Source organism: Terrisporobacter muris (assembly GCF_024621905.1).
Lineage (GTDB): Bacteria > Bacillota > Clostridia > Peptostreptococcales > Peptostreptococcaceae > Terrisporobacter > Terrisporobacter muris.
The window spans coordinates 1-3,348 of record NZ_JANKBY010000357.1; the positions used below are offsets into that span (position 1 = coordinate 1).

At 28.3% G+C, this 3,348-nt stretch carries 5 protein-coding genes; 2 read left to right on the top strand and 3 right to left on the bottom strand.

The features are described from left to right. Positions 1-115 precede the first annotated feature (115 nt). The 3 genes from NSA58_RS17665 to NSA58_RS17675 are packed head-to-tail and all read right to left on the bottom strand — an operon-like array spanning position 116 to position 1,190. Positions 116-688: a manganese catalase family protein gene (locus NSA58_RS17665; protein WP_039679907.1), complete on the bottom strand. Its 573-nt coding sequence runs from the start codon at positions 686-688 to the stop codon at positions 116-118. A 26-nt stretch (positions 689-714) separates the two neighbouring features. Beyond that, positions 715-981, bottom strand: coding sequence for a spore coat protein CotJB (locus NSA58_RS17670; protein WP_039679908.1), 267 nt, complete (start codon positions 979-981; stop codon positions 715-717). Next, positions 981-1,190, bottom strand: coding sequence for a spore coat associated protein CotJA (locus NSA58_RS17675; protein WP_039679909.1), 210 nt, complete (start codon positions 1,188-1,190; stop codon positions 981-983). The genes NSA58_RS17670 and NSA58_RS17675 overlap by 1 nt, the downstream gene beginning before the upstream one ends. A gap of 153 nt (positions 1,191-1,343) precedes the next feature. Between NSA58_RS17675 and NSA58_RS17680 the strand changes: the two genes are divergently transcribed. Together NSA58_RS17680 and NSA58_RS17685 are read left to right on the top strand one after the other, a co-directional pair. Further along, entirely contained in the window at positions 1,344-2,213 is an 870-nt protein-coding gene (locus tag NSA58_RS17680) for a tRNA 2-thiocytidine biosynthesis TtcA family protein (RefSeq protein ID WP_039679910.1), read from the top strand. 95 nt (positions 2,214-2,308) lie between these two features. Further along, positions 2,309-3,319, top strand: a complete 1,011-nt coding sequence (locus NSA58_RS17685) for a 3'-5' exonuclease (protein ID WP_074429451.1) — start codon at positions 2,309-2,311, stop codon at positions 3,317-3,319. Positions 3,320-3,348 lie beyond the last annotated feature (29 nt).

A 3,348-nucleotide genomic window follows, 5' to 3' on the forward strand; every position in this document is an offset into this window, starting at 1 on the left:
AAAATAAAAGCACTATCAAAAATGTAAATTTTGATCTAAATAAAATATAAAAGGTTGCAGGTAAAAAATTTAACACTCTATTTACCTGCAACCTTTTTAAATATATTTTTAAATATTAAAATATTTTCTTACAATCGGTATAATCATAAACATCCATCAAAGCCTCCCCAAATCTTTGATAATGAACGATTTCTCTTTCTGCTAAAAATCTTAAAACAGCAATTATATCAACATCATCAGTAAGATTGATTAATTGATAATAAGTAGCAAGTGCTTTTTGCTCAGCTGCCATATCCTCGTGCAAGTTAGTTATAGAATCTCCAAATACATTAATATAAGAAGTTGTAAAAGGAGAACCATTTGCATCGCTTGGTTGCAAGCCATGTCCAAATTGGGCAAAGTTTGGCCCTAATCCACATGCTTTCATTTCTTCTGGTGTTGCATCCTCAGTTAATTGATAAAGCATAGAGGATATTACCTCAACATGAGCTAATTCTTCTGTACCAATATCTGTTAATAGCCCTTTTGTTTTTCCAGTAGGCATTGTATATCTTTGTTGTAAATATCTAAGTGCAGCAGCCATCTCTCCATTTGGGCCACCAAGTTGAGTCATTATAAGTTTAGCCATTCTTAAATCTTTACATCTTAAAACAACTGGAAATTGTAATGTTTTTTCATATATCCACATATATTTAAATCCCCCTATTTTTTTATCTATTCATAATATTCTTTTTGCCATGGCCAAGGATCGTCAACCCATTGGAAAGGACAAGCGCTGCTACTATGACCAAAGTTCATCAAAGGTCCGTATTTTTTTTCATAAGCTTTAACTGCTTGCTCAAACTGTTGCCCAAGAGAGTTATATAAACATACAGCATTTTTATCTTCTGGATGATTATCTAAATACAAATTTAAATCTACGCATGCAAAGCATAGTTCTTGAATTTTTACTATTTGTTCTCCTCTGCTCATACTAGCCATTATTTTCTACCTCCTACTCTTTTTCTAGGTGATGAATATAATGCTGGGTTGTACATTTCAGAATCATATAAGTTTAATTCTGGAAAAATTGTTCCATATTTTAATGCACATTCAAGATTATATATTTTTGTTAGCACTTGATCATTCACATATGGTCTTACTAAACAGCAGCCACAGTTTTGTGACACTCCTCGAGATGTATTTTCCATATTGTCAAAACCTCCTTGTTGAATTAGATATTTCTATCTTAATTCTATACTATTCAAATTATTCGAAATCGTGAGTGCTTGCTTGTATAAAACCTATGAAATATGATAAAATTAAATTTATGCATAGATATGTAGAGAATATGAGGTGAAAAGATGAGTGAATTAGCAGGAAATGGCTGTCAAATAATAGTACCTTTTGACGAGCGTAAACCTTTAAAAGAAATCGAAAAAAGTATATTAAAAAAATATAGAAAATACACTTGGTCTAAATTTATAAAAGCAATAAAAGATTATAAATTAGTTGAAGAAGGAGATAAAATTGCTGTAGCAATATCTGGTGGAAAAGATAGTTTACTTATGGCGAAAATGTTCCAAGAATTAAAAAGACATGGACAGGTAAACTTTGAACTAGAATTTATAGCAATGGACCCAGGATATCACAAAGATATAAGACAATTATTAATAGATAACTGTGAGTATTTAGAAATACCAATAAAATTATTCGATGCAAATATATTTGAAGTAGCAGATGAAATAGCAAGTGATTACCCTTGCTATATGTGTGCAAGAATGAGAAGAGGAGCTTTATATAATAAAGCTGAAGAATTAGGGTGTAATAAATTAGCTTTAGGTCACCATTTTGATGATGTTATAGAAACAACTATGCTTAATTTATTGTGTGCTGGAAACTTTAAAACAATGCTTCCAAAACTTAATTCAACAAACTTTGATGGAATACAAATAATAAGACCTCTTTATTATATAAGAGAAGAAAGTATTATAAAATTCATACAAAATAGTGGTATCTGGCCTCTAAACTGTGCTTGTATGGTTGCAGCTAAAAAGACAGGAAATAAAAGGTATGAAATAAAAGATTTAATTAAATCTCTAGGAGATAACTTCCAAGAGGTTGAAAAATCAATATTTAGATCGGCACAAAATGTATATTTAGACTCAGTTTTAGGCTGGGAACAAGATGGGAAAAAACACTCTTTCTTAGATAAATTTGAAAATGAAGAATAAAATACAAAATAACCGTTGAAATAATAATTCAACGGTTTTTCTTTATGTTAATTATGATAAAATATAATTATAGCTATAAAGAGAGGGGAATTATTTTGAAGAAGATTTACATGGATTTTGAAATGAATATGCCAAGTTCCAAAAGTAAGAGGGAGAGCTTTAAAGCAGAAATTATAGCAATTGGAGCCATTAAATATGATACTAAAAGTGGGAAAATAGATAAATTCAAATCTTTAATCAAACCAGTTACTAGTCAAGAGGTTTTTCCGCATATTGAGGAACTTACACATATAACAACAGAAGATTTACAAACTGCGCCAACTTATGAAAGTGTGATGAGAGATTTTAAATCATGGCTTGGCATATATACAGATATTGAAGGTATTTACACATTTGGAAATTTAGATTTAACGTGTTTTAATTATACTGATAGACTAAGTTCTCAAAAAAATAATCATCCTAGATTTCTAAGTAATATAAGAGAACTATTTGTGGATATTAAAGATAAGTATATAAATTATGGAATTAAATGTATGAACTATGTATCTCTAAAAAATCTTTTAGAATATGCAAATGTAAAGTTTTGTGGTGATGCTCATGATCCATTATACGATGCTTATAATTTATATATACTAGATAAAGTTTTAGAAGAAAATGATAAAATAAGAAATTTATTAATAATACATGACTTTTTAAAACCACCTTTTATTACTTTGAATGAAGATTTAGAAAATAGATTTGAAGAATATAGACAATATTTATATAACCAAAGTGGGGAGTTTGATATTTTTTGTATATCATTAGAAGTAATTAAAACTATAAAAACTTATTTAACATCTATAAAAGAAATAAATGTCCATGATATAGATATAGTTCGAGATATAAGCAAAAAACTAGAATCATTAGATAAACTAAAAGATATAAAAGAGGGATATTTTTATGTGCTAGATAATTTGTATCTAGATATGAAGGAATTGTTAGATGATGCTCTTTTATATAAATTAAACCAAAAAGAATATGAAGAAGAAATAGATAATATAATAGATTTATTTAATGAAGATTTAGAAGTTGAAAATATAACTGAAGTAGCAACTGATATAACGTAAAATGATTTCAAAAGAAATCATTTTTAGAT

Excerpts from the sequence above, each read along its gene's own strand:
- NSA58_RS17670 (WP_039679908.1), bottom strand. The coding sequence starts at position 981 with ATGGCTAGTATGAGCAGAGGAGAACAAATAGTAAAAATTCAAGAACTA.
- NSA58_RS17675 (WP_039679909.1), bottom strand. The coding sequence starts at position 1,190 with ATGGAAAATACATCTCGAGGAGTGTCACAAAACTGTGGCTGCTGTTTA.
- NSA58_RS17680 (WP_039679910.1), top strand. The coding sequence starts at position 1,344 with ATGAGTGAATTAGCAGGAAATGGCTGTCAAATAATAGTACCTTTTGAC.
- NSA58_RS17665 (WP_039679907.1), bottom strand. The coding sequence starts at position 688 with ATGTGGATATATGAAAAAACATTACAATTTCCAGTTGTTTTAAGATGT.